The sequence below is a fragment of the Hyphomonas sp. CY54-11-8 genome (assembly GCF_000682735.1).
Classification (GTDB): Bacteria; Pseudomonadota; Alphaproteobacteria; order Caulobacterales; family Hyphomonadaceae; genus Hyphomonas.
Genome location: NZ_AWFD01000005.1, coordinates 37,899 through 59,742 on the forward strand (window position 1 = coordinate 37,899; position 21,844 = coordinate 59,742).

Below are 21,844 nucleotides of genomic sequence, written 5' to 3' on the forward strand. Positions count from 1 at the left end.
GAGCCCCTAGCCGATTTAGGCCACGGATTGAAGGGCTGGTGTCAGGCGGAGTGTGCTGACAGTGCTTCAGGCAGCCTTCGGCCAGATCTGTTCAAGGTCCGGTGCCTGGCCTTCATGCTCATGGCGTTCACGCAGGCTGGCGAGGATCGTTTCCGGCAGGATCGTCAGGCGGGCTTCGCCAACGCGCTTCTCCTTCACCGGGAACAGGGCGGCATTGGCGCCAGTCTTGGCGATGATCAGGGCCGCCAGGTCTTCGACAAGGTTCACTTCCATCACGACGCCTTCATCGACATGGGCCGACACGACCCGCGCAACGAATTCCAGCGCCTCACGCGCCCGCATGCTGGCAGGATCCCCGCAGCCAAGCACTTTCCAGCGCTTGGACAGATGAATTTCCGGGATCGCCACGTCGACGATCTGTTCGTTCAAGAGAAACAGCATAACCCCGCCTTGCCCAGTATCCTGATTCGAATTTCAAGCTGCCCGCACGGGGTTAGCGGGGAGTTAACAGAGGCTTGTCCTTCACAAAGGAATTTGCCGGATCCCACTACAGGATTCAGGCTTCTTGTTCAGGCGCCTTCCTCGACATGCTCGGTCAGGAAATGGCGCCCCTCCTTGTCTTCGATTTCGACGACCCAGAGATCGCTGTCGCGTTTGCGCGCCCGTGCGACGTAGTCATCCACCAAATGCTCGTCCGGCCCGACGCCCTGCGCGGTGAGATTCATGAAGATGCGGTCGCCATCCATACCCATGGACGGGATGTAGGCCGCCGCCGTTCCGTCCAGGCGCGCAACCTTCACCAGGACATCGCCGCGGTCATCGTCGCCATGCTGGACGATAAAGCCCGACGCGCCCGCGACTTCCGCCCGGCGGATCAGGGCCTCGATCCAGAGGCGTGTGGGCAGGCGCTCCATCATCGGGTGTCTCCTTCGAAACGGCATGATGCTTGCAGTTTCAGGTTCAGTGTTAACGCACTGGTAACGACTGACGGAAGGGGCCAGAGCATGAAAAGCAGCGATCTGATCCTGCTGGCACCCGCCATCGCCTTTGCCGGTGGCCTGACCGGACTCATACAGCATTCAAACCATCCGGGCGACGTCCTGTTCCTCGCCACGTCCATCATCCTGTTTGCGATGGGCGCCGCGATATTTGGCGGACTGTTCCTCCTGTTGCGGTCGAGCCTGCCGGAAGACGAGGACGTCTAGAGGCTGACGCCCCCTTTATTGCGCCGCATCGTCCACGGGTTCGACATCGGCGTCGTGCGCCCGCGGCAAGGTCACGGACACGCGTGTGCCTTTGCCGAGGGTCGAGCGGATGTCGATCTGCCCGCCATGCAGCTCCGCAAAACGTTTGACGACGGCGAGGCCGAGTCCCGTCCCCTTCACGCCGCGGGCATTGCCGCCCTGTGCGAACGGCTCCAGCGCGAGGCGCACATCTTCCTCACTCATGCCGGCGCCCTTGTCCGCGACGGACAGGATGGCGGCATTGCCGCTGATTTCCGCATCCAGCACGATAGCGCTGCCGCTGTCCGAGTATTTGATCGCATTGGACACAAGGTTCTGCCAGATCTGGCGCACGGCGCGCGCATCGGCCTGTGCCCAGACTTCCCCATCCGCTTTCAGGCGCAATTTCACCCCGGCCCGTTCGGCCTGGTTCTCCAGCTGGCGGATCACGGACAGTGCAGAAGCAGACAGGTCGACTGGCTCCGGCTCAAGGCGATATCGATCGGCATCGGCCTTGGCGAGGTCCAGCATGTCCTCGACCATGAGGAGCAGTTCCTGTCCGCTGTCATGAATGATGGCCGGATAGTCCTGATAGGCTTCCGGTAGCGGGCCGCGCACACCATGGCGCATCATGTCGGCATAGCCGATGATGGCATTCAGCGGCGTTTTCAGGTCATGGCCCAGCGAGGCGAAGAAAGCCGTGCGCTGGCGGACGGCATCACGCGCACGCGTTTCGGCATCGACAGGAGGCACCTTGCCCTCCTGCGCCTGACGGTCGACCAGCACGATATGCGTGCCGCCCTCGTAAGGCGTGGCGCAAAACGCGATCTTGCGGCCGTTGGCGAGGACCGCCTCCCCTGCCATCGCAGATGCGGTCAGCAGTTTGGCGGGCGGAGTCGAGGCGTCCAGAATGTCGCGCAATAGCGTGCCCGCACCGATGGCCGGCAGGCCGAGCCGGTCGCCGTCCGCCCCGCGGATCATGCCGTCCGGCGTCACGTCCAGCAGGAGGACACCGGAATCGGCCGGAACAGGAATGGTCGCCTTGGCCGGATGAGAGACTTCGGCAAGCGGCGGCTGGTCTGCCGCTGCAGCCACGAGTTGTTCCTGCCCGCGAGCGAGATACCAGACCAGCAGCGCGCAGGTGACAAGCGCTGCAAAAGCCAGCAGCCGGGCGACGCTGGAGAAGCCCGGAACGGCCTCTCCCATCGGCAGAATCCCGATTTCGGACAACAGGATCGCCACGAAATAGGCCCCTGCGCCGAAGATCGACGCTTCCGCCGCCATGCTGGAATTATTGAGGCTGAGCGCCACGAGCGGTGCAATCACGAAAAGAACCGCCAACGGAGACATCGCTGCGCCGCTCAATGCGAGAGCGAAAGCGGCAAACACAGTCCACGCAATCACCAGAAAAGACGGGGCAAATTGGTTCAGAAGCCGATCTGGCCCCAGCAGCAGATACCCAGTCAGTCCGGGCAGGGCCGCCAGCCCCAGCCAGGCGAACGACAATGCCTCTCTTTCGCGCGAGACGAGAATGGAACAGGCAACCGCAACCACCATGGCCAGCCAGCCAAGGTGTATAATCCGTAATCTCTGACGCTGCTTTTGGGGCAACATATTAATACCCCGGTGAGATTCATTAGGCATTGTAACGGTGTCGGCGGTTTCTTGCTGTATTTGTAATGCAAGAAGCGGGCAAGCTGCTGTTCCCCCCTTGGGGAAGTTCGGGCAGAAAGTATCGTGTGTCGCGTGAGGGAGTGAGCGAACATGAATTCCATCAGAACGATCGGGGCTATTGTTATCGCTATGGGGATGGCTCTTGGAGCCTCCGCACAGGAAGGCCAGCCCAAAGAGAAGAAATCCGGTGATGCGATCTCTGAATCCGCTGCCGTTTACGCTACCTACCAATCCGAAGTGACGGACGTAAAAACGAAACCGCTTGGTTCTGCCAGCGATATCGACCACGCCCTGAACTCGCTCGGCGGACACAATCCGGACCAGCTTTCGCAGGGCTGGATTTCCTATTCCGCGCTCATCGCCTCTCAGGACCCTGAATATCGCGCCGCAGTCCGCGACATCGCGGATTTCTATGGCCGTGATGCCATGATGAACGGTCTGGCCAATGATGTGCGCTATGCCCGTACGCTGAATGGTGGCGACACGGCCGTCAGCGCCGCGCTCGCCGCAACCGAGGCCGACAGCCGTCGCCTCTCCAGCGCTGCCGCCTTCGTGAAGGAACAGGCCTACTCGCTGCAGGCCTCCGGCTGGGCCAAGGCGAAGATCGGCAATTCGGGCGCAAAGGCCACGACCCTCGACAAGATCCAGAAGGCCGGCATCCCGGCCAGCCAGCCGCTGGTCAACGCTTTCAGCGCGTCTGATATCGATGGCGTGCTGGTGCAGGCTGGTGTCCCCGGCGCCCCGTCGCTGTGGGACAATGTCTCCGGCGCCGCCAGCGCCGTGCGGTTCCCGGCAGCCATGACGTCGGGCCTCAAACTCAATCGCAAGCGCGTGAAATATGGCAAGGAACCGATCGCCGACCAGATCGCCACGCTCGCCGCTTTCCGCGTCATGGGCTCTGAAGCCGCCACCCCGGCCCAGATGTCCAGCGCCATGTCGGAACGCGAGACCCGCGGCTGCCTGAACATGGCCAACCTGAACCTGCAGCAGTGTGTTGCCGCTGCGAACCAGCAGTACGAAGTACCTTTCTGTATCGGAGAGCACGCGCTTGCCGATGTGGGTAAGTGCATCGGTGGGGTCTACCAGTAAGCCCCTACCATCTCTCAACCTTCACCCCCGGGGCCCATGGCCGCCGGGGGTTTTCTTTTTTGGCAGGATGCCCCATGTCACGGGCCATGAGCATTGCTGAAACCGCCGCAGACATTCGCGAAGACTTCTCCTGGCTCGAAGACTGGGAAGCGCGCTACGCCCACATCATCGACCTGGGCAAGGCGAACCCGCCGCTGGAGCCGCATGAGCGGACGGAAGATACCCGGGTGCGCGGCTGTGCCAGCCAGGTCTGGCTCGTCACGGGCTGGGAAGATGGCAAGCTGGTGCTGCGGGCCGAGTCTGACGCGATGATCGTTTCAGGCCTGATCGCCCTGCTCGTGGCGCTGTACAATGGCGCCACTCGCGACGAGATCCTGTCCTTCGACGCGAAGGCTTTTCTGGATGAGATCGGTGTCAGCGGCGCATTGACGGCCCAGCGTTCGAACGGCCTTGCCTCCATGCTGGCGCGCATTCAGGACGACGCGAAAGCCATGCCTGCGTCCTGATCCGATCGCAGCAGGCCATCAGCGCCGGCAAGCCGCATCTTCAGATCCCTCGCCTCGCCGTGCCCGGCTCCGCAGGGGATTCAGGCGGCGTACAAGTTGGTTTTCTGGTGGATAGCTGCGCCACCGGGCGGCGTGAGCAGCAGACGGCGGCTGGCCAGCTCTTCATCATGGCACAGCACCTGGTTGATCCGGCCATCCGCCCCGGCCAGCGGCAGGCGGAGCCAGGCGTGCAGCCGTTCCCCGGCTTCGATCACACCGCCAACCGGCACCCCCCGGTCAATCGCAGCGGACAGGCCGAGCGCGTAGGTTTCGGCTGCGGTACCAGCGACATCCTCGATCCGGCGGCCGCGGGCTTCAAATCCCAGCAGGTCGCGCAGGCGGGACCCGGCGATTCGGAAGCGCCCTGCCCCCGATTCGTCGAACTCTACGATGGAAATGCTGGCCAGCACGGACCGCAGGTGTCCCGGGTCAATCGATTCGCGGCGCGGGACACCGTCCGATTCGCCCAAGCGGCACCAATAGTCGACAAGGCTGCGCTGGACAGCAGTTACGCCTCTGAAAACATTCTGTTTGGTCATCTTCAGCCACCCCCGTGGTGATTCGATAGAATCACCTATCGCGCGAGTTGCAGGTCCGAATCAAGAGTCTTTGTGATGTTTTGTTAACCAAGATTACCCAAATATTTTGTTTCGCTTCCGGAACAACAAGTATTCGTGGCCGAGTTCTTTCACTTGTCTGCGCGGCCAAGCCCCATCTTCTTGGCAAGCTTTGAGCGTTGGCGGGAATAGCCCGGCGCGACCATCGGATAGTCTGCCGGCAAGCCCCATTTGGCGCGGTATTCTTCCGGCGACATGTCGTACGAGGTGCGTAGATGGCGCTTCAGGGATTTGAACTTCTTCCCGTCCTCCAGGCAGATCAGGAAATTGTCGGACACGGATTTCGCAACAGGTACAGCAGGTTTGGGCTGCTGGGGCTGGGCTTCATTGCCCGCAACGGAAGACAGCGACTTGTGAACCAGACGGATCAGGTCCGGCAGGTCTTCTGAAGCGACCGTGTTGTTGCCGACATACGCCGCCACGATCTTTGAAGCATATTCGACCAGGGCCTGTTCGCCCCGTTCACCCGTTTTTGCGTCTGACACCTGCTTGCCCCCTGCAACCCAGCTAACCATCAGCAACTAGTCACGGCCCGACAAACGTAAATCCCCAAAAAGCAGACGCGGCCCCTGCCATACCAGCAGGGGCCGCGTCAGTGCCTTGGTTTCAGGCAGGCTTGTCTAACCAACAGCCATGAAGGACAGGAGCAGGACAATGCCAAGCAGGGCCGCCGTCCAGATCGTCATCGCACCGTTCAGCACTCCGCCGCGGGCCAGTTCACCGCGCGGACTGAACGCCGCTTCGATCCAGTTGTAGGCACGGCTTGTGATCCGGAAGAAGGCCGCCGTCATCGCCGGACCTGCCTTGCCCCACACCGTTCCGGCCCAGGTGACCAGACTGTAGCCCACTTTGCGGTAGGACCAGTCGCTGTCGAGGATCACGCCACGTTTCTCCGGCGGGTAAACGTGGAAACGCTTCAGCAGGACGAAGGCAAAGATGGCGAAGATCAGCAGCTGGAACTGCGTGATGATGTGATCGAACGAGAACAGGTGGTGATGGGAATAGCCCATCGCCTCCTCTCTGTAAGGCAGCAGGCCGTAAAGCCATTCATGGCCGAAGCCCGGGAACAGCGCCGGCAGGCCGAGGAAGATGCACAGGAACGCCGCGATGCCCATCGCCAGCAGCATGTTGAACGGTGCTTCCTTCACGCGCAGGCCACTGTCATGGCCGAAAAAGGCGTAATACGGGATCTTGATGCCCGAATGCTCAAGCACACCAGCCGAGGCGAACATGAGCATCAGGAAGATCACCGCATAGCCGGCGGTGGCCACTTCCGAGATGATCATCGACTTGGTCACAAAGGCGGAGAACAGCGGGAAGGCAGAAATCGCCATTGCACCGATGATGCAGAACAGGGTCGTCCACGGCATGGACCGGTGCAGACCGCCCAGCTGGCTCGCCTTCACGGTACCGGTACGATAAAGCACGGCGCCCATCGACATCATCAGCAGGCCTTTAAAGAAGATATCCGCAAAGGCGTGGGCTGCGACGCCATTGATCGCCAACGGCGTACCGATGCCGACACCGCAGACCATGAAGCCGACCTGGTTGTTGATCGAATAGGACAGCACGCGGCGCAGATCGTTTTCGATCACGGCAAAGAAGACCGGGAACACGGTCATGATGGCGCCGATCCAGACCAGGTGCTCCTGCCCCGGGAACATGCGGGCCAGCGCATAAACGGCCAGTTTGGTCGTGTAGACCGACAGGACGACCGAGCCGACCACGGTCGCCTTCGGATACGCATCCTGCAGCCAGTTGTGCAGCAGCGGGAACGCCGCCTTGATGCCGAAGGCGATGAAGATGAACAGCACGCCCGGATCGGAAAGATCGGTGAAGGCTTCCAGCGAAAGGTCGCCGCGGGACTTCAGGACGTAAGCGAGACCATTCAGCAGCAGGACGCCGGACAGGACCTGCACGCCCAGATACCGCATAGCGGCGAAATAGGCTGCCCGCGTCTGCGCCCGCAGGATCAGGAAGACCGAGCTGATCGCCGTCAGTTCCCAGAACACGAACAGGGTCATCAGGTCGCCGGCCAGCGTCGCGGCGACGGCAGCGCCGGCGTAGAACAGCGCGGCCCCATCCTGGATCCGGTCATCGGAATGCAGGGCGTAGATGCCATTCAGCACGGCAGCGATCAGGAACGCCAGGCTGAAGATGAAGTTCAGCGCATCAACGCGGTAGAGCACCATTTTCAGGCCGAGCACCTGCGTCGTCACGAGATCCATGTTCTGCGGGGCGAAGACCAGCAGCAACAGCGCCAGAAGCGGCGCAGCAATGGTCACCACCTGGCGCGCCTGGCGCATGGTGATGAACAGGCTCGCGACGCCTGCGATGATCAGCACCCATCCGGGATTGAGACCTGCCAGCATGGACGGCATCACGCGTCTCCCTCGGAAGTGTGGTGCGGCGCCGGCAGGTCATCTGCCATCGGCGCATCCGGATCGATGCCTTCAGGCGGTCCACCTGCATCGCCGTAATAGTTTTCGTCCCGGCGCAGCAGGTGGCCCAGCGGCCAGCCCATGATCACGGCGAACGCGAAACAGACAAAGCCCCAGACGCCATAGAAACCGGCATAATTGGCAAAGTTCAGGTACTCATGCCGCGCATGGAAGAAGTCGACAGAAATGACGGCCAGCGCCAGAACCATCAACACATAGAAGATGATGTTGCCGATGCCCTTGCGGTGCGTCCAGCCGAACAGGATCTTCGACAGCGGATGAATGCCGTCTTCCGACGGTGTGTTCAGATTGTGCACGGACTCTGCCGCACGCTTCACGAAGCGGCCGGAATTGTCGCGGCCATTTTCGGTCGGGTCGCTCATGGCTGGCCTCCATCCGCGATGTATTCGACGCGATCCCCAACGGTCGGGGACAGGAATTTCGAAATCGGGCCGACCGCGAAGAACAGGATGATACACAGCGTGGCCGTGATCAGCGGCGCGACAACAGTGGGCATCGGGGCGCCGTCCGGACGTTTGAACGGCTTCGGTTCCTTCGTGCCGGGCGGCGGCAACAGCGCCAGCAGCGGGATCGGCAGCAGGTAGGCGATGTTCAGCAGCGACGAGGCGATCAGGACCAGAGACAGGTAGACATTGCCGTGGTCGATGGCGCCCTGCATCAGCTCATACTTCGGCCAGGCACCGGCGAACGGCGGCAGGCCGATGATAGACATGGAGCCGATCATGAAGGCAATGAAGACCAGCGGCATCTTCCGGCCGAGGCCGCGCATGTCGGAAATATTGGTCAGGCCCGTGGCGACGTAGATGGCGCCCGCGCACATGAACAGCGTCATCTTGCCGGCGGCGTGGGCAGCGATCTGAAGGCTGCCGCCGAGCCAACCGGCTGGATCCGCCAGCATCGCACCAGCGACGACATAGGAGAGCTGCGCAATCGTCGAATAAGCAAGCCGCGCCTTCAGATTGTCCTTTGTCATGGCGACCAGCGAGCCGACCACCATGGTGAAACAGGCCACCCAGAGCACGAACTCGCGCGCGGGCGTCGCCTCCAGCAGGTCGGTCCCGAAGATGAAGATGGCGATCTTCATGATCGTGAACACACCGGCCTTCACGACGGCCACGGCGTGCAGCAGGGCCGAGACCGGCGTCGGCGCAACCATGGCATTGGGCAGCCAGAAATGGACCGGCATCAGCGCCGCCTTGCCGACACCGAAGGCAAACAGGATCAGCAGCGCGCTGGCGACCGCCGGGCTGATGTCCACACCGGCGAGGAGACCGCCCGGCACGAAATCGAGGTTCTGCCCGGCAAGGACCCAGGTCCACATCACAGCTGGCAGAAGCAAGCCGATCGAGGTGCCCATCAGGGTCAGCAGGTAGATGCGTCCGCCGCGCTTGGCCGCGGCATCGCCCTTATGGGTCACCAGCGGGAAGGTCGACAGCGTCAGCACTTCGTAAAAAACAAACAGCGTGAACAGGTTGGCCGACATGGCGACGCCCAGGGCGCCGAAAATGGCGATGGCGAAGCAGATGTAGAAACGCGTCTGGTTCCGCTCTCGGTTCCCGCGCATGTAACCGACCGAATAGAACGAGTTCACGATCCACAGGCCGCTGGCCACAAGAGCGAACAACATGCCCAGCGGTTCCAGCTTGAAGGCGAGGCTGAGGCCCGGCGCCGCCTGACCAAGGTTCAGTTCCGGGCGCTCCCCGCCTGCCACGTGCATGGTCAGCAGGATGATCACGACAAACAGGATGCCTGCGCCGGTGAAGGTCACCCCTTCCCGCAGGTTCGGTGACCAACCCATCACGGCAATGCCGGCCGCAATCAGCAGCGGCAGGACAAGCGCGGCGAGGATCAGGGTCTCAGGGCTCATCGGAACGCCTCCACACCGAAGGCTGCAGCGGCCGCGTCACGCGCGAGGCCGAGCGGGAAGTCCGCCGCGATGCCGAAATACAGATTGGCCAGCGCCAGGATCCAGAGCGGAACAAGCAGGAGGACCGGTGCCTCCTTGCGTGTCTTTCGCGGATTAACCGGAGGCTGGAAGAACACCGCCTCCAGAACGCGGCCCATATAGATCACCGCCAGGAAGGACGAGAACACGACAAGGCCGACGGCCCACCAGAGGCCCTGGTCGAACAGGGCGAAGCCGAGCTGGAGCTTCGACTGGAAGCCCGCCGTCAGCGGCACGCCGATCAGCGACAGCGCAGCAATGGCAAATGCCGTCATGGTCCACGGTGCTGACCGGCCAAGTCCGGCAAAGTCCCGTATCGTCGTGCCCTGGTAGGTCAGGACCACGCCGGCGACCGCCATGAACAGCGCGCCTTTCATCATGGCATGGTTGACCAGGTGGAACAGGCCAGCTGAGAGGCCCGCCGTCGTGCCGATCGAGACGCCGAGGATCATGTAACCGACCTGCGCCACTGAGGAATATGCGAGGATCCTGCGCACATCGGTCTGGAACACCGCCTGGAAGCTGCAGACCACCATGGCCGCAATGCCAAGCGGCATGAGGATCGCGCTGAAGGCGGAAATCTCGAAGCCATAGTCCGGACGGAAGACGGTGAACAGGAACCGGATCAACGCATAGAGTGCAACCTTGGTCGCCGTCGCCGACAGGAACATCGTCACGAAGGTCGGGCTGTAGGAATAGGCATTCGGCAACCACTGGTGCAGCGGCCACATCGCGGCTTTGAGGCCGAGGCCAACAAGGATGAAGGCAAAGCCCGCCTGCACGCTGCGATGCCCGGCCAGTTCCGGAAGCAGCGTGGAAATCTGGTACATGTTCAGCGTACCGGTCGCGGCATAAAGGAAGCCGATACCGATGATGTAGAAGCTGGCGCCAAGCGTACCCATGATGAGGTAGTTGAAGGCGGCCGGCAGGGCCCGGCGGTCACGTCCCGATCCAAGCGCAACGAGCACATAGGTCGAGATCGAGGAAATCTCGAGGAAGACGAAGAGGTTGAACGCGTCGCCCGTGATCGCCACACCGTTGAGGCCCGCGAAACAGACGAGGAAAGCGGAATAGAACAGTGCCCGCTTCCGCTTGGGGATTTCCGCAACAACGGTCGGCCAGGAGAAGACCGAGGCCAGCAGGCCAATCGTCGTGACGATCAGCAGGATCATGGCGTTCAGCGCATCGACGCGCAGCTCGATGCCCAGCGGCACAGGCCAGCGGCCGACCTCGTACGAAACAACACCGATCGGCGACGTCTGCACCAGGCCGAGCAGGATGAGCGCGAACAGGAAGCTGATGCCCGTCGCCGCAATAGAGATCAGCCACGCAATGCGGCCTGTCGGTACAAGTGCCAGCAATGGCGCCAGGAACAGCGGCACCATGACGAGCAGCGGCGCGGCATGCGACAGCGCCCAGGCTGGCGCAGCATTCAGAATAGCGTCGATCATGCGGTCGCCTCGCTCACGGCTTTTTCCGCCTCGGCGTGCTGGGCCAGTGCGGTTTCAAGATCGATTTCATTCACTTCGTCATTCTCGATCGAGCCATAGGCTTCCCGGATGCGCACGACGAGGGCGAGGCCGACCGACAAGGTCGCCACACCGACGACGATGGCCGTCAGCATCAGGACGTGCGGCAGCGGGTTGGAATAGGTATTGGTCAGGTGCGCCACGCGTTCGGCATGTTCCCCGCCTGCGGCCAGCACGGCATCGAGCGCCGCATGGCCGCCTTCTGTCTCCGCGCCGTGACCAGCGCCATGATGTTCAATGGCATCATCACCGAACAGGATGGGCGCGGTGCCGCCGGAGACTTTGCCGAGGGTCACATAGAACAGACAGATCGTCGTCTGGAACAGGCCGAGGCCAACCATCCGCTTGATCAGGTTCTGGGACGCAAAAGTGATGTAGAGGCCGATCATCATCAGGACGATGACGACCCAGTAGTTCGCGCGTTCGAGCAGGAATTCCAGCATGGCTTACCAGTCCTCGTCGCGGATTTCGGCCACGCGGCCGGCAAAGGCATAGAAGATCGTCAGCATCGCACCAGACACGCCGCAAAGCACGCCGAGTTCGATCCCGAGAATGCCGATGTGCTGGCCGTGGTGCTCGCCGGGCGGCTCATGGAACAGGGCCTGGTATTCCAGATAGTGGCCGCCTTGCAGCATCGCCCAGAAGCCGACGCCGGCATAGATCATCACGCCGACTGCAGCGAGTGAGCGGGTGAAGACCGGCGGCACGGCGCGCATGGCTGCCGGCACCCCGAAGACGAGTGCATAAAGGATGACGGCGACGGCAATGATGACACCCGCCTGGAAGCCGCCACCGGGGCCGAAGTCACCGTGGAACTGAACATAGAAGGCAAACATGGTGATCACGGGGATCAGCATCTTAGCGATGACGCGCAGGATGACGTGGTGATCGGTGTTCATGAGGGATCCTCATCACTTGCGGCCGAAGCCTTGCGTGTACTGTGATCACCCGAACGGCCTTCATTGCGGATACGCTCAGCCAGCGAGCGCTCGCCAAAACCGAGCAGCAGCGCGACGGCAAGGCCGGCGGTAAATACAACGCACGTTTCGCCCAGCGTATCGAAGCCACGATAGCTGCCGAGGACCGGGGTTACGACGTTCGGGATGCCCGTTTCGAACCAGGCCACCTGAAGATAAGTGAGCCCCACGCCCGCATTGGCCGGCGAGGACGCATCGCCAAGGGCCGGAAGGTCCACAGTTGCGTAGATCAGGGCGGCGCCGGTCGCGAGGCAGACAAGCAGCGGGCCAAGGCGGAAGAAGAGCTTTTCCGGTTTCGCCGTGCGTGAGGTAAGCAGCATGGCACCCAGCAGGACGACCGTCGACATGCCGGCGCCGACGGCAGCCTCCGTAAAGGCGACGTCGACCGCGTCGACAGCGACATACCAGGCGGCGGACACGAGCGAGTAAATGCCAGACAGCATCACGATCGCGAACAGGCTGCGCATCCGGGCAATCGCCACACCGGTCGCAAACAGGATGGCGAGCAGGAAAATGTTGACGAGGACGATACCGAAATCGCCGTTGAACATGCTGTGCATCAGGCGTCCTCCCCTTCCGCTTCAGACGTTCCGACCCGGCCGATGATCGGCTGGACACCGGCGGTGTGGGCCGCATTGGCCAGCGCATGCGACGCGGTCGGGCTGGTCAGGAAGATGAAGACGCAGATCGCGAACAGTTTGGAGATGACCAGCCAGCCCGGCGACAGCAGCATCATGCCGAACAGCACCAATGCGGCGCCCGATGTGTCTGTGATCGAGGCGGCATGCAGGCGGGTATAGATGTCCGGGAAACGCAACACCCCAACTGTGCCGATGACACAAAGGATGGATCCGCCGAGGCACAGAAGTGCGCCCAGCGGGAAGCGGATCATTTCCCAGTATCCGTGAAGGTCAGCAAGGAACTCAGCCATCGGCGTTGCCTCCCTGCCCGCGGCGCACCAGCGGCACCTGGAACGACCGGTAACGGAAGAACTTCAGGATCGCGATCGTCGAAACGAAGTTGATCAGCGCATAGGTAATGGCAATGTCGAGGAATTCCGGACGGTCCATCACAAAGCCCAGAAGGCCGAGCGCCAGCACGGTTTTCGTGCCGAAGGAGTTCACCGCCAGGATGCGGTCATAAAGCGTCGGCCCGATAAAGGCGCGCAGCAGGAGCAGCGCCATTCCAAACAGGATCGCGATCAGCGCGGCGGCGGTCATGCAGCAGCTCCCTTTCCGTCAATCGCGCGGGCAGAGCGCTGGTCCATTTCAACAAAAGCTTCCGGCTGGGAATCCTGTTCGTACAGTCCGTGCACCAGCAGCTTGTCGCCTTCGATCTCCACCGTCACGGTGCCCGGCGTCAGCGTGATCGAGTTGGCGAATGTCACCTTGGCGAGGTCCGATTTGCAGATCGTCTTCACCTTCACCAGCGCCGGCGCGATATCAAGGTCCGCCTTCACGCAGGCGCGGATGACGCTGATATTCGCCTTGACGATCTCCTTGGCCAGCCAGGGAAAGTAAAGGAGGAAACCGACAAGGCGCACATAGGGCGAGCCTTCACGGTCAATGATGTCCAGCCTGTAGGCCAGAATGCACGTCACGATGAGCGAGATGCCGCCCAATGAAAGAATCAACGGGGTATTGTGGCCGGACATTCCGAGCCAGAACGCCGCCAAAGCCAGTACCAGCCCCAGAAAATACGCCACGCGCAACCCTCTTCCGATCGCCCTTAACCGGGATTGGGACTAAAGGTGTTAAGTGGTTTTGAAAAGCCCGTTCCCGACGCTTTTACAGTTTTGAGCGGTTATCTGCCAAAAACCAGACGTGCTGTGCGCTGTGCCGTGGAGAACTCTTCTTCCTCGTTCGCTGGAACGGGCATGGCCGGCCCGCTTTGCACCGCTCCTGGCGAATAGGCAGACGACAAAGCCCAGTTCCAGTAACGCAGGATCGTCTGCGCCTTGGCGACGCTCAAAACTTCATAAACTTCAGAGACATGCTGGAACTGAGGGTGAATGACCCCCTCCTCCAGTTCGAGCGGCTTTTTGAGCGCGACCCAGAGAACCGGCAGGAAATCCCGTTTCACGCCAGTCGCCTTGCAAAGTACAGCCAGCGCCTCACCGCCCTCATCGCCCAAAATCTTGGCAGCGGTTACAGGTTTCACACCAGACAGGTATCCGATTTCCTGTTCGGTCTGCGCATCCATGCCGTTGAGGGCCGCGGCGTTGATGGCGCTTTCGAGGCTGTCGAAGGGACTGCGCTCAAGGGCTGCGCGGTTGCGCTGGCGGCGCTCGATCAGCTGGATGGCCTTGCGCGCGACAGGGTCTGCCCAGTTCTCCTCCGCGATCATTTCAAAGACGTCCTTGCAGGAGTCGATGATTTCAAGCCGGTCGGACGCGTAGCGCAAAAGGATCCGTTTCCGGGTCGGGCCATCCGCCCACCAGAACAGCGTCAGGGCGTGAGACGGGATCGTTTCCAGACGATCCGCGATCAGTGAACACAGGACCGGCAGGTCACGCGAACGGCGGACCAGCTTGTCCACCGCCTGCTCCGGCAATTCGGCACCTTTGTTGAGCACCAGTTCCTTCAGCACATGATCCTCGCCGGTTTCTGCGAGATGGTTGCTGACCGGTCCCGGAACGAATTTCCGCTTGGCGATCGCAAGACGGTGTTCAGCTGTCCCGGTCATCGCAATGTCCAGCAGGTCACACGCATCAAAGGCTTCATTTTCTTCAAGAAGCGGCGCAGCGATCGCATACGGGCACTGCGCCAGGTACCGCAACAGCCGGCGCGGCGCCTCTTTGCTTTGCGCCAGTCGCCGGGCGCACATGGCGCGATCTTCATTGTCGGCGTGGAACAACATGTCGAGCAGGATATCCGCTGCCATATGGCGGTCCTGCTGGGTCAGGCGCCCGCCGGACGGCATCGAAACAATATCCACCAACCGGCGGAACAGCGTGTTCCGCGCGCGGCCAATGCGTGGCTTTTCGGCCTGTTCGATCGATTCCATGTCGAATTCGTATCCGTTGAACCGGGAAAGGGTCGCAGGAAACAGTTAACGAGGGGTGGAATGTCTGGCGGTCTGCTAACCGCGGATACGGCCCGGATGCACCACCATGACCAGCAAGCTGGCGACCAGCATCAGGATGGAAAGCATGAACAGCTGTCCCCCGTCCGTCGCGGTGCTCGCAGGGTCCAGCGAAAGCGGGACATTCCGGCCAAGCCACGGCGACAGGTGAAACGCAATTGCGGCGCCGCAGACCAGTGCGGCAATCGCAGCGCCGAAGCGCCGCGAGAATGGCAGAAGCAGAAAGAAAGCTGCGAACAGTTCAATGATCGCTATCACGAACCGTCCAGCCGGCTCGAACAGGGAAACGCCTGAGCGCTCGGCAATGGTCTGGAACACGATATTCTGACCTGGCGCATCAAACAGTTTCACAGAGCCTTCGGACGGGTCCGGCAAAGGCGCAATTGCGGACTGGATGAACATGGCGATCAGGAACAGTGCCAGCGCCCAACTGATAAGATGTCTGAATATACGCATGGTCCACCCTGGATACCGGCAGGTTTGTTAAGGCTACCGGTCGCAGCGCAGCAGCGCAACTGGTTGAAACCCGGCGTTTCTGTGGCGAAGCGGGCTTTCCATCCCTGCCCGGGCTACCTAATGTCCCGCCTCGAGCGGGAGGTCGAATGGACGAACAGGTCGAATCCATTGCCGACGAGATTACGGAAGAAGCGGCGGGCGACGTCACTTCTCCGGTCAGCGGTGTCAGCGAAGCGCTGACAGCAGGCGCCTCGCTTCTGTCGACCGCCAGCCATTGGCGTGCCCGGCGCATCCGCCGGGTCGTGAAGATCGAGCTGCCGGCCTACCTTCTTGTCCAGTGCAGCTGGTTCATGGCGTTCGGCCTCCAGATGGTTCTGTTCCCCTACCTGATTACGGACGCCAATCACCTGCACCGGGACGGCCTCGCACTCGGCCTCGCCAACATGGCCTTGTCCGGTCCCTCCGTGATTTTCCTGCTGCTGGGCGGTGTGGTGGCCGAACGCGCAGACGGCAAACGCCTGCTGATCCTGCTGCACCTTCTGGCAGCCGCGCCGGCGCTCGCGCTGGCAGCGTTCGTCTGGAAAGGCACCCTCACCTATCCCGCCATGATCGCCTATGGCCTCACCATCGGCACCGTCGGTGCCTTCATGATGCCCGCCCGGGACTCGATCGTGAACGAAGTCGTTGAACGCCGCGCCCGGGTCGGATCGGGCGTAACGCTGCAACTCGGCGTGACGCTGGCCACGATGGCACAGTTTGTCGCCCAGATCGGCGGACTGATCATTGGCGGCTATGCCGACAAGCTGACCAAGATGCCTGACTGGATGGGCGGCTTCGGGATCGGTCCGATCCCGGCACAGCAACTCCTTTTCATTCAAGGCACCGTCCTGGCACTGGGCGCCATCTTCGCGCTCTGGCTGGGCAAGGGCCGCCAGTTGCTCAGCAGCGGCCGGGGTGTAAAGGGCGCGCTGGCCGATATCGCCGATGGTTTCCACGCCGTACGCTCTGACGGCAAGCTCTGGGCGATGACGGCCCTGATGTTCGGCGTCGGCATTTTCGTGATCGGCGCCTTCCTCGTCGTGCTGCCCATCGTGAACCGGGATGTCTATGGCTTCGGCCCCGATGGCATCCGGGACATGTTCGTGACTTTCTGGATGGGCGCGTTCGTCTCGTCCGTGGTACTGTCGGTCTTCAAGCGCATCAAACGGCAGGGCCGCCTTTTGCTCATCGCACAATTCCTGGCCTCGCTCAGCATCCTCCTGATGATGTGGCCGATCCCGCATTGGGGCTTCCTCACCATCGTGTTCGTCTGGGGGCTCGCCGCCGGTATTTCCATCGCCATGAGCCGTTCCATCGTTCAGGACGCCGCGCCGAAGGAAAAACTGGCCCGCGTACTGTCCATCTACCAGCTCGGCTTCATGGCAGGCGCGCCGTTCGGCGCGTTCCTGATGGGGGCCCTGGTCGACCTGTTCGGTCCGGCGAAGATCGCCATCGTGCCGGCAGGCGGCATGATCATCCTGATCCTCTGGATGGTTTTCTTCACACCGGTCTGGAACATGAAAGGCTCCGCTTGGCTTGCCCATCGCGAAAAGGCCTGAAAAGTGCCGCCATTGCCGGGCTGACAATTGGCCAGAAGCCAATTAACCCGTGCAGACATGTCGTCCCTGCCACGCGCCACCATCCACCTGGACCATATCGTCGCCAATTGGCGCACGATGGCAGGCCTGCAGCCGAAGTCGACAACCGCCGCAGTCGTTAAGGCCAATGCCTACGGCCTTGGTGCGGAACCTGTGGCCCGCGCACTGGCAGCCGCCGGGTGCAACACCTTCTTTGTCGCCTATCCGGAAGAAGGCGCGGCCGTTCGGAAGACCGTCGGGCCAGCCCCTGCCATATTCATTCTGAGCGGGCCTGCTCGCGCCACGATGCACCTGTTCCATGCACACGCTCTCACCGCAGTCCTGAACAGCGAAGCGCAAGTCAGTCTCTGGGCCGATATGGCGGGCCTGCCCTGCGCGCTTCACTTCGACACCGGCATGAACCGGCTGGGCCTGCCGGTGAGTGTGCTGGAATCCAATGGGGACGCGCTGCGCGCCCTGCAGCCGGTCCTGGTAATGAGTCACCTCGCCTGCGCCGATGAGCCGGACCATGAAATGAACGCCGCCCAGCTCGTCGCCTTCAGCGATATCGCAGCCGCCTTCCCCGGCGTTCCGGCAAGCCTCGCCAATTCGGCCGGCTGTTATCTTGGCCGCGATTACGGCTTTCAGCTCACACGACCCGGCCTTGCCCTTTACGGCGGCACGACCCCCCCAGCCCGCGTGCAACTGCAGCACGCCGTTACGCTGGAGGCAGAGATCCTCAGCGTGTTCTCCGTCAAGGCAGGTGAAACCGTAGGATATGGCGCGACATTCAAGGCGCCGCAGGATATGATGCTCGCCACGGCCGGCCTCGGTTATGCCGACGGCATTCCGAGGTCTGCCTCCAACTGTTTCATCGGCTGGCTGGATGATCAGCCTTGCCCCGTCACCGGCCGGGTGTCGATGGACCTCATCACAATTGATGTATCCAAAGCACAGCAGGCGGCAAAAGCAGGCCGCCGCGTTGAATTCCTTGGCTCGCATGCCAAACTCGAAGACCAGGCCGCACGGGCCAACACGCTCGGCTATGAGCTACTCACAGGACTCGGGACACGTGTCGAACGCCTCTACCCGTAATCGCGGGATACCCAATCCGCTGGCCTGGATCGGCGCAGCAGCACTCGGCCTCTTCGGGGAGATCGGCCGACTGGCTGTATTCTCCGCCAGGGTAAAGGCTGCGGCCTTCTCGCCGCGCTGGTATATTGGCCAGATCTGGAAGCAGATCGTCCAGATTGGCTTTTTCTCCCTGCCGGTCGTGGGCATGTCCGCCATCTTTATTGGCGCCGCGCTCGCCCTGAACATCTATCAGGGAAGTGGCCGCTTCGGCGCAGAACAGTTCGTTCCGAACATCGTGGTGCTCGGCATTACGCGCGAACTTGGCGCGACGATCACCGCACTGATGCTCGCAGGAAGGGTCTCTGCCGGTATCTCCGCAGAGATCGGTGCCATGCGCGTGACCGAGCAGATTGATGCGCTGGAATCCCTGTCCGCATCGCCGTACCGCTACCTCTATGCCCCTCGCTTCCTTGCCGCGCTGATCGCCTTGCCACTGCTTGTGCTGGTCGCTGACATTATCGGCGTCATGGGCGGCTGGGCTGTGTCTGTCTTTGGCCTCGGCTTCGACTCCACGGTCTACCTTCGCAACACGCTCGACTTCGTCACCCGTAACGACATCCTGACCGGCCTGATCAAGGCGGTGGTGTTCGGCGCCGTGATCGCGCTGATGGGTTGTTATCAGGGCGACAGGTCCAAGGCGGGCGCGACGGGTGTGGGCCGCGCAGCGACCCTCTCCATGGTCGGCGCCGCCGTCCTGGTGCTTGCCTCAAACTACATCATGTCGACCATCTTCGTGGAGGTCGGCCTGTGACGACACCCATTCTCAGCCTGCAGAATGTCGAGAAGCGGTTCGGCAAGAACCACGTCCTGCGCGGCGTGACGCTGGATGTCGCCCCCGGTGAGAGCCTTGTCGTGATCGGCGGCTCCGGCTCGGGCAAATCCGTCATGCTGAAGAATGCGCTCGGCCTGATGACACCGGACTCCGGCAAGATCCTCTTCAACGGCGAAGACGTGACCCAGGCAAAGGGCAAGACCCGTGCCCGCATGCGCGAGCGGGTCGGCATGCTGTTCCAGTCCGGCGCGCTGTTCGACTCGCTCACAGTCTGGGAGAATGTCGCCTTCCGCCTCGTGAATTCCGGCGTGGTCAGCCGCGCCAAGGCGAAAGACCGCGCCATCGAGACGCTCAGCAAGGTGCGCCTCGGGTCAGATGTGGCCGACCTTTACCCGGCAGAGATTTCCGGCGGCATGCAGAAACGCGTCTCACTCGCCCGCTCCATCATTTCCAAGCCGGACCTGATCTTCTTCGACGAGCCAACAACAGGTCTCGACCCGATCACGGCAGACGCGATCAATGACCTCATCATCGAGCAGGTGCGCGGCCTCGGCGCGGCGACAGTGACCATCACCCACGACATGGCGTCGGCTCGAAAGATCGCTGATGAAGTGGCCATGCTGTTCGAGGGTGAGATCATCTGGCGCGGCAAGGCGTCAGACGTCGACAATAGCGGCAACCCGTATGTCGACCAGTTCGTACACGGACGCGCCGAAGGCCCCATCCAGCCCGCGCTTTAAGGTCTTTCTTCAGCCCGCGAACCCGCCTATCCCGACATCATGGCCAAAACCGCTACCACCGCCTTTGTTTGCCAGTCCTGTGGGGAGGTTCACTCCAAATGGAGTGGCAAGTGTAATGGTTGCGGGGAGTGGAACACGCTGGTGGAAGAAGTCACCGGCGGAGTACCTGGCGGCCTCGCAGCGCCGAAGACAGGCTCCAAACGCTCCGGCAAGGTCGAATTCGTTGCGCTGAACGACACGGCCGAGGCGCCGGCGCGCATTGTCATGGGCGTCGACGAGCTGGACCGCGTGTTCGGCGGCGGCATTGTCCCCTCGTCTGCGACGCTGATCGGCGGTGATCCCGGTATCGGCAAATCGACCCTGTTGCTGCAGGTTGCCGCACGCCTCGCCCGCAACGGGCTGAAGACAGTCTATGTCTCTGGCGAGGAAGCCGCGCCCCAGATTCAGGACCGCGCAAAGCGTCTCAAAGTGGCCGAAAGCCCTGTCCAGCTCGCGACGGAAACGGACTTACGCAAGATCATAAGCGCCCTGAAGGCTGCCGAGCCGGACTTTGTCGTGATCGACTCGATCCAGACACTCTGGTCCGACAGTCTGGAAGCGGCCCCCGGCTCGGTCGCCCAGGTACGGGCCTGCGCGCAGGAGCTGACCCGTTGGGCGAAGAAGTCCGGCGCGGCGCTTGTCCTCGTCGGCCATGTCACCAAGGAAGGCACCATCGCGGGCCCGCGCGTTGTGGAACACATGGTGGACGCCGTCTTCTATTTCGAGGGTGAACGCGGCCACCAGTTCCGCATCCTGCGCGCTGTGAAGAACCGGTTCGGTCCGACCGACGAGATCGGCATCTTCGAGATGCACCAATATGGGCTCGCCCCCGCCAAGGAACCCTCGGCCCTGTTCCTCAGCGCAGATGGCGAGAGCGAAGGCGGCGCAGCAGTATTCGCAGCCATGGAGGGCTCGCGACCCGTACTGGCAGAAGTGCAGGCCCTTGTCGCCAAAAGCGCCTATGGCACACCGCGGCGCAGCGTGGTCGGGTGGGATTCCGGACGCCTCGCCATGTTGCTGGCCGTGCTGGAAGCGCGCTGCGGCGTCACGATGGCGGGCATGGACGTCTATCTCTCCGTGGCCGGAGGTTACAAGATTATGGAACCCGCCGGCGACCTCTCCGCCGCCGCGGCCCTGCTCACTTCCCTGTCTGCCAACCCGGCGCCGGAACGCAGCGTTTTCTTCGGCGAAGTCGCCCTGTCCGGCGCCGTCCGCCCGGTTGCCCGCATGGAACAGCGCCTCAAAGAAGCCGAACGGCTCGGTTTCGAGCGCGCATTCGTGCCGGAAGGTGCGCCGACCGCAGTGGATGGCTTGACCGTGACGCCGATTAAACGGCTTATCGACCTTGTGGAGTTGCTTGCCCCGGACGCACTGAATGCTTGAGTCCATTACAGCTTTCGACGGAATCGCGCTGGCGGTTGTCGTGATCTCAGGGATCATGGGGTTTGCCCGTGGATTTCTAAGGGAATTGGCTACGCTCGGCGCATTTATCGGCGCGCTGGCCGCCGCCTATTACGCCCGCGTCTTCTTCCACGACGATCTTTCCGCCCTGCTGCCGCCGAATCTCGCGCCCTGGACGGCGGACGTGATTCTGCTGATCGTCGCCTTCATCATCGTTTATGTGCTGATTGCCTGGCTCGGGCAGCGACTTTCCAAAAATATCCACGGTGCAGAAGGCATTGGCATGTTCGACCATGTGGCCGGCGCCGTGTTCGGCGTGCTGCGAGGCTTCGTAGCCCTTGTTTTCTTTGTAGTCCTTCTGGGACTCGTGCTCGAACAGAGCCGGATTCCAAGCTTCATCCAGAACGGAATCACCTATCCGCCGCTGCGGAATCTGGCCGATTTCGTGAATGTTGAAGCAGCCAAGGTGGGAAAAGAAGTGCAAGTCCCCCTTTCCTCTGAGGAGGAAAACGGGCAATAGGCCCCTGTCGCAAGTCTGTCA

The 21,844-nt window shown here is 62.0% G+C and carries 26 protein-coding genes; 9 read left to right on the forward strand and 17 right to left on the reverse strand.

All coding sequences use genetic code 11. The features are described from left to right. Nucleotides 1–66 precede the first annotated feature (66 nt). Complete coding sequence (locus tag HY17_RS05950) at nt 67–441, reverse strand: hypothetical protein (protein WP_034764229.1); 375 nt, start codon at nt 439–441, stop codon at nt 67–69. A gap of 128 nt (nt 442–569) precedes the next feature. Next, nucleotides 570–917, reverse strand: coding sequence for a DUF1491 family protein (locus tag HY17_RS05955; RefSeq protein ID WP_233348663.1), 348 nt, complete (start codon nt 915–917; stop codon nt 570–572). Nucleotides 918–1,004: 87 nt separating this feature from the next. Between HY17_RS05955 and HY17_RS05960 the strand changes: the two genes are divergently transcribed. Beyond that, entirely contained in the window at nt 1,005–1,205 is a 201-nt protein-coding gene (locus HY17_RS05960) for a hypothetical protein (protein ID WP_034764234.1), read from the forward strand. 15 nt (nt 1,206–1,220) lie between these two features. Here the strand turns inward: HY17_RS05960 and HY17_RS19250 are convergent, their stop codons facing one another. After that, complete coding sequence (locus tag HY17_RS19250; protein WP_155843538.1) at nt 1,221–2,837, reverse strand: sensor histidine kinase KdpD; 1,617 nt, start codon at nt 2,835–2,837, stop codon at nt 1,221–1,223. A 150-nt stretch (nt 2,838–2,987) separates the two neighbouring features. Here HY17_RS19250 and HY17_RS05970 point away from each other — a divergent pair, with 150 nt between their 5' ends. Further along, nucleotides 2,988–3,986: a hypothetical protein gene (locus HY17_RS05970; protein ID WP_139068771.1), complete on the forward strand. Its 999-nt coding sequence runs from the start codon at nt 2,988–2,990 to the stop codon at nt 3,984–3,986. A gap of 74 nt (nt 3,987–4,060) precedes the next feature. Beyond that, on the forward strand, nt 4,061–4,492 hold the full coding sequence (locus HY17_RS05975; protein WP_233348665.1) for a SufE family protein: 432 nt from the start codon (nt 4,061–4,063) through the stop codon (nt 4,490–4,492). An 80-nt stretch (nt 4,493–4,572) separates the two neighbouring features. Here HY17_RS05975 and HY17_RS05980 read toward each other — a convergent pair whose 3' ends face one another. The 14 genes from HY17_RS05980 to HY17_RS06045 form a co-directional block, all read right to left on the reverse strand. Beyond that, nucleotides 4,573–5,070, reverse strand: coding sequence for a PAS domain-containing protein (locus HY17_RS05980; protein ID WP_034764242.1), 498 nt, complete (start codon nt 5,068–5,070; stop codon nt 4,573–4,575). Nucleotides 5,071–5,219: 149 nt separating this feature from the next. Further along, nucleotides 5,220–5,633, reverse strand: coding sequence for a MucR family transcriptional regulator (locus HY17_RS05985; protein WP_233348667.1), 414 nt, complete (start codon nt 5,631–5,633; stop codon nt 5,220–5,222). 135 nt (nt 5,634–5,768) lie between these two features. Next, nucleotides 5,769–7,529: a Na(+)/H(+) antiporter subunit D gene (locus HY17_RS05990; RefSeq protein WP_034764246.1), complete on the reverse strand. Its 1,761-nt coding sequence runs from the start codon at nt 7,527–7,529 to the stop codon at nt 5,769–5,771. Continuing rightward, nucleotides 7,529–7,972, reverse strand: a complete 444-nt coding sequence (locus HY17_RS05995) for a hypothetical protein (RefSeq protein ID WP_051599749.1) — start codon at nt 7,970–7,972, stop codon at nt 7,529–7,531. The genes HY17_RS05990 and HY17_RS05995 overlap by 1 nt, the downstream gene beginning before the upstream one ends. Next, nucleotides 7,969–9,477, reverse strand: coding sequence for a proton-conducting transporter membrane subunit (locus tag HY17_RS06000; RefSeq protein WP_034764250.1), 1,509 nt, complete (start codon nt 9,475–9,477; stop codon nt 7,969–7,971). The genes HY17_RS05995 and HY17_RS06000 overlap by 4 nt, the downstream gene beginning before the upstream one ends. Next, nucleotides 9,474–11,006: a monovalent cation/H+ antiporter subunit D family protein gene (locus HY17_RS06005; RefSeq protein ID WP_034764255.1), complete on the reverse strand. Its 1,533-nt coding sequence runs from the start codon at nt 11,004–11,006 to the stop codon at nt 9,474–9,476. The genes HY17_RS06000 and HY17_RS06005 overlap by 4 nt, the downstream gene beginning before the upstream one ends. Continuing rightward, nucleotides 11,003–11,527: a cation:proton antiporter subunit C gene (locus HY17_RS06010; protein WP_034764260.1), complete on the reverse strand. Its 525-nt coding sequence runs from the start codon at nt 11,525–11,527 to the stop codon at nt 11,003–11,005. Before HY17_RS06010 ends, HY17_RS06005 begins: the two co-directional genes overlap by 4 nt. A 3-nt stretch (nt 11,528–11,530) precedes the next feature. Then, the gene (locus HY17_RS06015; RefSeq protein WP_034764266.1) at nt 11,531–11,983 is read right to left on the reverse strand and encodes a Na(+)/H(+) antiporter subunit B; all 453 of its coding nucleotides are present in this window, start codon (nt 11,981–11,983) and stop codon (nt 11,531–11,533) included. Further along, nucleotides 11,980–12,621: a DUF4040 domain-containing protein gene (locus tag HY17_RS06020; protein ID WP_065382749.1), complete on the reverse strand. Its 642-nt coding sequence runs from the start codon at nt 12,619–12,621 to the stop codon at nt 11,980–11,982. Before HY17_RS06020 ends, HY17_RS06015 begins: the two co-directional genes overlap by 4 nt. Continuing rightward, on the reverse strand, nt 12,621–12,992 hold the full coding sequence (gene mnhG, locus HY17_RS06025; protein WP_051599750.1) for a monovalent cation/H(+) antiporter subunit G: 372 nt from the start codon (nt 12,990–12,992) through the stop codon (nt 12,621–12,623). The genes HY17_RS06020 and mnhG overlap by 1 nt, the downstream gene beginning before the upstream one ends. Beyond that, nucleotides 12,985–13,281: a monovalent cation/H+ antiporter complex subunit F gene (locus tag HY17_RS06030; RefSeq protein ID WP_034764268.1), complete on the reverse strand. Its 297-nt coding sequence runs from the start codon at nt 13,279–13,281 to the stop codon at nt 12,985–12,987. Before HY17_RS06030 ends, mnhG begins: the two co-directional genes overlap by 8 nt. Then, nucleotides 13,278–13,766, reverse strand: a complete 489-nt coding sequence (locus tag HY17_RS06035; protein WP_034764452.1) for a Na+/H+ antiporter subunit E — start codon at nt 13,764–13,766, stop codon at nt 13,278–13,280. The genes HY17_RS06030 and HY17_RS06035 overlap by 4 nt, the downstream gene beginning before the upstream one ends. A 98-nt stretch (nt 13,767–13,864) precedes the next feature. Then, complete coding sequence (locus HY17_RS06040) at nt 13,865–15,067, reverse strand: DUF2336 domain-containing protein (protein ID WP_034764269.1); 1,203 nt, start codon at nt 15,065–15,067, stop codon at nt 13,865–13,867. Between the two features lie 75 nt (nt 15,068–15,142). Then, nucleotides 15,143–15,601 carry a hypothetical protein gene (locus HY17_RS06045; protein ID WP_034764271.1) on the reverse strand — a complete coding sequence of 153 codons (459 nt, stop codon included), beginning with the start codon at nt 15,599–15,601 and terminating at the stop codon, nt 15,143–15,145. 146 nt (nt 15,602–15,747) lie between these two features. Here HY17_RS06045 and HY17_RS06050 point away from each other — a divergent pair, with 146 nt between their 5' ends. From HY17_RS06050 to HY17_RS06075, 6 genes are read left to right on the forward strand one after another with little or no spacing between them, the layout of a single operon-like run. Then, nucleotides 15,748–17,199 (forward strand): MFS transporter, encoded by a 1,452-nt coding sequence (locus tag HY17_RS06050; RefSeq protein ID WP_034764273.1) that lies wholly within the window; start codon nt 15,748–15,750, stop codon nt 17,197–17,199. A gap of 57 nt (nt 17,200–17,256) precedes the next feature. Continuing rightward, nucleotides 17,257–18,312, forward strand: a complete 1,056-nt coding sequence (gene alr, locus HY17_RS06055; RefSeq protein WP_034764276.1) for an alanine racemase — start codon at nt 17,257–17,259, stop codon at nt 18,310–18,312. Further along, nucleotides 18,290–19,102, forward strand: coding sequence for an ABC transporter permease (locus HY17_RS06060; protein WP_051599751.1), 813 nt, complete (start codon nt 18,290–18,292; stop codon nt 19,100–19,102). The genes alr and HY17_RS06060 overlap by 23 nt, the downstream gene beginning before the upstream one ends. Beyond that, the gene (locus HY17_RS06065) at nt 19,099–19,863 is read left to right on the forward strand and encodes an ABC transporter ATP-binding protein (protein ID WP_034764279.1); all 765 of its coding nucleotides are present in this window, start codon (nt 19,099–19,101) and stop codon (nt 19,861–19,863) included. Before HY17_RS06060 ends, HY17_RS06065 begins: the two co-directional genes overlap by 4 nt. A 39-nt stretch (nt 19,864–19,902) precedes the next feature. Next, a complete protein-coding gene (radA, locus tag HY17_RS06070) occupies nt 19,903–21,285 on the forward strand; it encodes a DNA repair protein RadA (protein WP_034764284.1) in 1,383 nt (460 codons plus the stop codon). Then, nucleotides 21,278–21,823, forward strand: coding sequence for a CvpA family protein (locus HY17_RS06075; RefSeq protein ID WP_051599752.1), 546 nt, complete (start codon nt 21,278–21,280; stop codon nt 21,821–21,823). Before radA ends, HY17_RS06075 begins: the two co-directional genes overlap by 8 nt. The last annotated feature ends 21 nt before the right edge of the window (nt 21,824–21,844 follow it).

Excerpts from the sequence above, each read along its gene's own strand:
- alr (WP_034764276.1), top strand. The coding sequence starts at position 17,257 with ATGTCGTCCCTGCCACGCGCCACCATCCACCTGGACCATATCGTCGCC.
- HY17_RS06020 (WP_065382749.1), bottom strand. The coding sequence starts at position 12,621 with ATGCACAGCATGTTCAACGGCGATTTCGGTATCGTCCTCGTCAACATT.
- HY17_RS06000 (WP_034764250.1), bottom strand. The coding sequence starts at position 9,477 with ATGAGCCCTGAGACCCTGATCCTCGCCGCGCTTGTCCTGCCGCTGCTG.
- HY17_RS06040 (WP_034764269.1), bottom strand. The coding sequence starts at position 15,067 with ATGGAATCGATCGAACAGGCCGAAAAGCCACGCATTGGCCGCGCGCGG.
- HY17_RS06005 (WP_034764255.1), bottom strand. The coding sequence starts at position 11,006 with ATGATCGACGCTATTCTGAATGCTGCGCCAGCCTGGGCGCTGTCGCAT.
- radA (WP_034764284.1), top strand. The coding sequence starts at position 19,903 with ATGGCCAAAACCGCTACCACCGCCTTTGTTTGCCAGTCCTGTGGGGAG.
- HY17_RS06050 (WP_034764273.1), top strand. The coding sequence starts at position 15,748 with ATGGACGAACAGGTCGAATCCATTGCCGACGAGATTACGGAAGAAGCG.
- HY17_RS05990 (WP_034764246.1), bottom strand. The coding sequence starts at position 7,529 with ATGCCGTCCATGCTGGCAGGTCTCAATCCCGGATGGGTGCTGATCATC.
- HY17_RS06010 (WP_034764260.1), bottom strand. The coding sequence starts at position 11,527 with ATGCTGGAATTCCTGCTCGAACGCGCGAACTACTGGGTCGTCATCGTC.
- HY17_RS05970 (WP_139068771.1), top strand. The coding sequence starts at position 2,988 with ATGAATTCCATCAGAACGATCGGGGCTATTGTTATCGCTATGGGGATG.
- HY17_RS06075 (WP_051599752.1), top strand. The coding sequence starts at position 21,278 with ATGCTTGAGTCCATTACAGCTTTCGACGGAATCGCGCTGGCGGTTGTC.
- HY17_RS05955 (WP_233348663.1), bottom strand. The coding sequence starts at position 917 with ATGATGGAGCGCCTGCCCACACGCCTCTGGATCGAGGCCCTGATCCGC.
- HY17_RS05950 (WP_034764229.1), bottom strand. The coding sequence starts at position 441 with ATGCTGTTTCTCTTGAACGAACAGATCGTCGACGTGGCGATCCCGGAA.
- HY17_RS06030 (WP_034764268.1), bottom strand. The coding sequence starts at position 13,281 with ATGACCGCCGCCGCGCTGATCGCGATCCTGTTTGGAATGGCGCTGCTC.
- HY17_RS06015 (WP_034764266.1), bottom strand. The coding sequence starts at position 11,983 with ATGAACACCGATCACCACGTCATCCTGCGCGTCATCGCTAAGATGCTG.
- HY17_RS05995 (WP_051599749.1), bottom strand. The coding sequence starts at position 7,972 with ATGAGCGACCCGACCGAAAATGGCCGCGACAATTCCGGCCGCTTCGTG.
- HY17_RS19250 (WP_155843538.1), bottom strand. The coding sequence starts at position 2,837 with ATGTTGCCCCAAAAGCAGCGTCAGAGATTACGGATTATACACCTTGGC.
- HY17_RS05980 (WP_034764242.1), bottom strand. The coding sequence starts at position 5,070 with ATGACCAAACAGAATGTTTTCAGAGGCGTAACTGCTGTCCAGCGCAGC.
- HY17_RS06045 (WP_034764271.1), bottom strand. The coding sequence starts at position 15,601 with ATGCGTATATTCAGACATCTTATCAGTTGGGCGCTGGCACTGTTCCTG.
- HY17_RS05960 (WP_034764234.1), top strand. The coding sequence starts at position 1,005 with ATGAAAAGCAGCGATCTGATCCTGCTGGCACCCGCCATCGCCTTTGCC.
- mnhG (WP_051599750.1), bottom strand. The coding sequence starts at position 12,992 with ATGGCTGAGTTCCTTGCTGACCTTCACGGATACTGGGAAATGATCCGC.
- HY17_RS05975 (WP_233348665.1), top strand. The coding sequence starts at position 4,061 with ATGTCACGGGCCATGAGCATTGCTGAAACCGCCGCAGACATTCGCGAA.